This window comes from Segatella oulorum F0390 (assembly GCF_000224615.1).
GTDB classification, from domain to species: Bacteria; Bacteroidota; Bacteroidia; order Bacteroidales; family Bacteroidaceae; genus Prevotella; species Prevotella oulorum.
This window is the reverse complement of record NZ_JH114216.1, coordinates 1-5,996: the sequence shown is the minus strand read 5'-3', so window position 1 is coordinate 5,996 and position 5,996 is coordinate 1. Positions and strand designations below refer to the sequence as shown.

The window sequence follows — 5,996 nt, the reverse complement described above, 5'->3', positions numbered from 1 at the left end:
GGAATAAAGAGACGCGATCTTTGACAAGATTTTCATAGACAGAGAAGTAGTACAAGAAGCGAGTGCTTGTCTTGTTTTCGAGATGAGTGCTTGGGTAAAAAGAACGAACCGTCAGAAGATGGTATTCTTTGAGACGTACAGGTGAAGACTTCAATAAAGCGAAGGATGTTGTTCTGAATCAGATAGACTCATGCCTTTCTATTCCGGGCTTATTTTTAATGTTTCGGTTTAGTGGGCAGAAAATAGATATTTTACAATGGAGAGTTTGATCCTGGCTCAGGATGAACGCTAGCTACAGGCTTAACACATGCAAGTCGAGGGGAAACGATGAGAGAGCTTGCTCTCTCAGGCGTCGACCGGCGCACGGGTGAGTAACGCGTATCCAACCTGCCCATTACAGGGGAATAACCTTGCGAAAGTAAGACTAATGCCCCATGGTATTCTCAGCAGACATCTAATGAGGATTAAAGATTTATCGGTAATGGATGGGGATGCGTCTGATTAGCTTGTTGGCGGGGTAACGGCCCACCAAGGCGACGATCAGTAGGGGTTCTGAGAGGAAGGTCCCCCACATTGGAACTGAGACACGGTCCAAACTCCTACGGGAGGCAGCAGTGAGGAATATTGGTCAATGGGCGAGAGCCTGAACCAGCCAAGTAGCGTGCAGGACGACGGCCCTATGGGTTGTAAACTGCTTTTATAGGGGAATAAAGTGATCCACGTGTGGATTATTGTATGTACCCTATGAATAAGGACCGGCTAATTCCGTGCCAGCAGCCGCGGTAATACGGAAGGTTCGGGCGTTATCCGGATTTATTGGGTTTAAAGGGAGCGTAGGCCGTAGATTAAGCGTGTTGTGAAATGTAGATGCTCAACATCTGACTTGCAGCGCGAACTGGTTTACTAGAGTGTGCGCAACGTAGGCGGAATTCGTCGTGTAGCGGTGAAATGCTTAGATATGACGAAGAACTCCGATTGCGAAGGCAGCTTACGGGAGCACAACTGACGCTGAAGCTCGAAGGTGCGGGTATCAAACAGGATTAGATACCCTGGTAGTCCGCACAGTAAACGCTGGATGCCCGCTGTTGGCTCATTAGAGTCAGCGGCCAAGCGAAAGCATTAAGCATCCCACCTGGGGAGTACGCCGGCAACGGTGAAACTCAAAGGAATTGACGGGGGCCCGCACAAGCGGAGGAACATGTGGTTTAATTCGATGATACGCGAGGAACCTTACCCGGGCTTGAATTGCAGATGAACGCGGCAGAGATGCCAAGGCCCTTCGGGGCATCTGTGAAGGTGCTGCATGGTTGTCGTCAGCTCGTGCCGTGAGGTGTCGGCTTAAGTGCCATAACGAGCGCAACCCCTTTTCTTAGTTGCCATCAGGTGATGCTGGGCACTCTGGGAATACTGCCACCGTAAGGTGTGAGGAAGGTGGGGATGACGTCAAATCAGCACGGCCCTTACGTCCGGGGCTACACACGTGTTACAATGGCCGGTACAGAGGGCAGGTTGCATGTAAATGCGATCGAATCTTAAAAGCCGGTCCCAGTTCGGACTGAGGTCTGCAACCCGACCTCACGAAGCTGGATTCGCTAGTAATCGCGCATCAGCCATGGCGCGGTGAATACGTTCCCGGGCCTTGTACACACCGCCCGTCAAGCCATGAAAGCCGGGGGTGCCTAAAGTCCGTTACCGCAAGGATCGGCCTAGGGCAAAACTGGTAATTGGGGCTAAGTCGTAACAAGGTAGCCGTACCGGAAGGTGCGGCTGGAACACCTCCTTTCTGGAGACGACATCTTTAAAAGGAAGCTATGAAAGGCTTCTTATGGATATAAAGTCATAGCAGCTTAGTTAAGTTTTGCTGTGATGGGTATCATGGAAGTTGAAGTTGTTACGTTGAAGAGGGTACCGAAGAAAAGAAGAGGGTACGTTTTCTTCTTGTGCTACTGTTATCTGTTTTTTCGATAAAGCGAGAAAAAGGAAGCCGGGCTATGGATAGATGGCCAGGATTTTGGACAGCCACTGAGCCCGGAGAAAGAAGTCCTATAGCTCAGTTGGTTAGAGCGCCACACTGATAATGTGGAGGTCGGCAGTTCAAGTCTGCCTGGGACTACGCAATCTTTAGATTGAAAGTATGAGGTTGTTGATCCCGTATGCGCGGATGTTGCCTGGTATCGATTCCTTCACCTCATGCGAAAAGGGGGATTAGCTCAGCTGGCTAGAGCACCTGCTTTGCAAGCAGGGGGTCAACGGTTCGAATCCGTTATTCTCCACATTCGGTATCGCCTGGCGACTTCAAGTCGTGCAAGGTGAGATTTATCGAAGCGATCTTTGACATATTGACACAAGCAAAACTGTAGAGTAAACTAAGTTCAAACTTAGAAATCAAATGTCTTGAGGCCTCACGGCCGAGAGAAAAAGATTTCACTTGACAGCTGAAAGTATGAGCGACGCCTCTTCTATATTGATACTATTATAATGTTGATAACAGATGAGGCGAGAACAGAAGAAAGTAAGTAAGGGCGTATGGTGGATGCCTAGGCTCACAGAGGCGATGAAGGACGTGATAAGCTGCGATAAGCTTCGGGTAGGTGCAAATAACCCTTGATCCGAAGATTTCCGAATGGGACAACCCGGTTGTTTGAAGAACAATCACTTGCGCGTTGGCGTAAGAGCTAACCCAGGGAACTGAAACATCTTAGTACCTGGAGGAAGAGAAAATAAACTAATGATTCCCTCAGTAGTGGCGAGCGAACGGGGAAGAGCCCAAACCATGACTGTAGCAATGCAGCTGTGGGGTAGTAGGACTGCGATGTTGTATACTTAAGGTGAATAGAACCCATTGGAAAGTGGGGCCATAGCGGGTGAGAGCCCCTTATATGAAGCCGCGAGTAGCATAGCAGTATCCTGAGTAGCGCGGAGCACGAGTAATTCTGCGTGAATCAGCCGGGACCATCCGGTAAGGCTAAATACTCCTGTGAGACCGATAGTGAACCAGTACCGTGAGGGAAAGGTGAAAAGCACTTCGACAAGAAGAGTGAAAGAGTTCCTGAAACCATACGCCTACAAGCGGTCGGAGCTGCTATATGCAGTGACGGCGTGCCTTTTGCATAATGAACCTACGAGTTACCATCTCTGGCAAGGTTAAGAGTAAAGATACTCCCAGCCGTAGTGAAAGCGAGCCTGAATAGGGCGTTTAAGTCAGAGGGGGTAGACGCGAAACCAAGTGATCTACACTTGACCAGGTTGAAGTTCCGGTAACACGGAATGGAGGACCGCACCAATAAGCGTTGAAAAGCTTCTGGATGAGTTGAGTGTAGGAGTGAAAGGCCAATCAAACTTGGAGATAGCTCGTACTCCCCGAAAGGCATTTAGGTGCCGCGTGTGGTGATCTTCGTGAGAGGTAGAGCGACCGATAGGTCAAGAGGGCTTCACCGCCTATTGAGACCTGACGAACTCCGAATGCTCACGTATAGCAGCCATGCAGTAAGGGGGCGGGTGCTAAGGTCCGTCCCCGAGAGGAGAAGAATCCAGACCGCCGTCTAAGGCCCCGAAATTCTGTCTGAGTTAGTCTAACGAAGTCTGGTCCCCATGACAGCTAGGATGTTGGCTTGGAAGCAGCCATTCATTCAAAGAGTGCGTAACAGCTCACTAGTCGAGGGTCCGGGCATGGATAATAATCGGGTATAAGGCAGATGCCGAAGACGCGGGATAGCAATAATAAAAGTATCGGTAGGGGAGCATTCCATGTGCGTAGAATGGTGCAGGTAACTGATCCTGGAGCGCATGGAAACGCAAATGTAGGTATAAGTAACGATAAAAGGGGTGAGATTCCCCTTCGCCAAAAGTCTAAGGTTTCCCGGGCAATGCCAATCAGCCCGGGGTAAGTCGGGTCCTAAGTCTCAGCCGAATGGTGAGGGCGATGGCAGAAACGGTTAATATTCCGTTACTACCTTTAGGAGCGATGTGGAGACGGAGCAGTGACACTGCCGCGGGGTGACGGACATCCCCGTTAAAGAGTGTAGGCGTAGATCGGAGCAGGCAAATCCACTCCGAGAGCCGACCTTGAAAGTACTGCAGCTTCTTCGGGAGCAGCAGATAGCGCAGGTAATCAGACTTCCAAGAAAATCCGCTAAGCATATCCTAAGGGTACCCGTACCGCAATCCGACACAGGTAGACGGGTAGAACATACTAAGGCGTTGAGAGATTCATGGTTAAGGAACTAGGCAAATTGACCCCGTAACTTCGGGATAAGGGGTCCTCATAGCAATATGAGGCGCAGAGAATAGGTCCAGGCAACTGTTTAACAAAAACACAGGGCTGTGCAAACTCGAAAGATGATGTATACAGCCTGACACCTGCCCGGTGCTGGAAGGTTAAGAGGAGATGTCACTAGTAATAGGAAGCATTGAATTGAAGCCCCAGTAAACGGCGGCCGTAACTATAACGGTCCTAAGGTAGCGAAATTCCTTGTCGGGTAAGTTCCGACCTGCACGAATGGTGTAATGATCCGGACGCTGTCTCAACCATGAGCTCAGTGAAATTGTAGTATCGGTGAAGATGCCGATTACCCGCGATGGGACGAAAAGACCCCGTGAACCTTTACTACAGCTTAGCATTGACCTTGGTCATCCGATGTGTAGGATAGGCCGGAGGCTACGAAGCAGGTGCGCCAGCATTTGTGGAGCCATCCTTGAAATACGGCCCTTTGGCTGTCTGAGGTCTAACCCGCTTATTGCGGGGACACTGCTTGGTGGGTAGTTTGACTGGGGTGGTCGCCTCCAAAAGCGTAACGGAGGCTTCCAAAGGTGCCCTCAGGTCGATTGGTAACCGACCTTATAGAGTGCAATGGCATAAGGGCGCTTGACTGGGAGGCAGACATGCCGAGCAGGCAGGAAACTGGGGCATAGTGATCCGGCGGACGTGTATGGAAACTCCGTCGCTCAAAGGATAAAAGGTACTCCGGGGATAACAGGCTGATCCCCCCCAAGAGCTCATATCGACGGGGTGGTTTGGCACCTCGATGTCGGCTCGTCACATCCTGGGGCTGGAGAAGGTCCCAAGGGTTGGGCTGTTCGCCCATTAAAGTGGCACGCGAGCTGGGTTCAGAACGTCGTGAGACAGTTCGGTCTCTATCTATCGTGGGCGCAGGAGTTTTGCGTGGTGCCGTCACTAGTACGAGAGGACCGTGATGGACAGACCTCCGGTTTACCAGTTGTGCCGCCAGGTGCACCGCTGGGTATCTGAGTCTGGAATGGATAAGCGCTGAAAGCATCTAAGTGCGAAGCCAGCCGCAAGATGAGAACTCCATCGAGGGTCGTTGAAGACGACAACGTTGATAGGGTGCAGGTGTAGAGACGGCGACGTCACAGCCGAGCACTACTAATTGCCCGAAACTTTCTTCTCTTCCCTCGCTTCTACTTTGAGTTGTTCAAGAAAAAAAAGGAAAGAACCCAGAAGTGTTTACACCACAGTTTACAGCTTGTGAAAATCATGTCAACCCCTTTATCAGGTGGTTATTGCGGTGGGGTTCCACCTCTTCCCATTCCGAACAGAGAAGTTAAGCCCACTTGCGCCGATGGTACTGCAATGCAATGCGGGAGAGTAGGTAGCCGCCTTTTTTCTTATCAAAGACCTTGGAGAGAAATCTCTGAGGTCTTTTTCGTTTTGTGAATATGAAAGCGACAATTCCATTTATAAGGGAGAGATTTGAGCAATTCAATGCACAAATGTTTGGCGGGCAGCTGCCTCAGTTGCCCATCAGGCTTAGTCATGCAAGGACTTTTGTGGGCATGTGTACGTTTAAGCGGCGCCGGCTTTTGGGCGGAGGAATGGAGAATTATGATTTCAAACTGCAAATCAGCACGCAAATTGATTTGAGCGAATGCGAACTCGAAGACACGATCATTCACGAGATGATACATTATTATATAGGTGTTCATCAATGGCGAGACACGAGTGCGCATGGGCGGCTGTTTCGGCAAATGATGAATGA

The 5,996-nt window shown here is 50.2% G+C and carries 1 protein-coding gene, 2 tRNA genes and 3 rRNA genes; all 6 read left to right on the top strand.

Features of this window, described 5'->3' with window-relative positions; translation table 11 throughout:
- The first annotated feature begins 253 nt into the window (after positions 1-253).
- A 16S ribosomal RNA gene (locus HMPREF9431_RS06530) occupies positions 254-1,783 on the top strand.
- 256 nt (positions 1,784-2,039) lie between these two features.
- Positions 2,040-2,113 (top strand) — tRNA-Ile (locus tag HMPREF9431_RS06525).
- Positions 2,114-2,199: 86 nt separating this feature from the next.
- Positions 2,200-2,273, top strand: a tRNA-Ala gene (locus tag HMPREF9431_RS06520).
- Between the two features lie 233 nt (positions 2,274-2,506).
- Positions 2,507-5,406, top strand: a 23S ribosomal RNA gene (locus HMPREF9431_RS06515).
- Between the two features lie 103 nt (positions 5,407-5,509).
- A 5S ribosomal RNA gene (gene rrf, locus HMPREF9431_RS06510) occupies positions 5,510-5,622 on the top strand.
- The 16S, 23S and 5S rRNA genes sit together here with 2 tRNA genes alongside, the layout of an rRNA operon.
- 54 nt (positions 5,623-5,676) lie before the next feature.
- On the top strand, positions 5,677-5,996 hold a 320-nt coding region (locus HMPREF9431_RS06505; protein ID WP_004380400.1), incomplete at its 3' end, for a SprT-like domain-containing protein.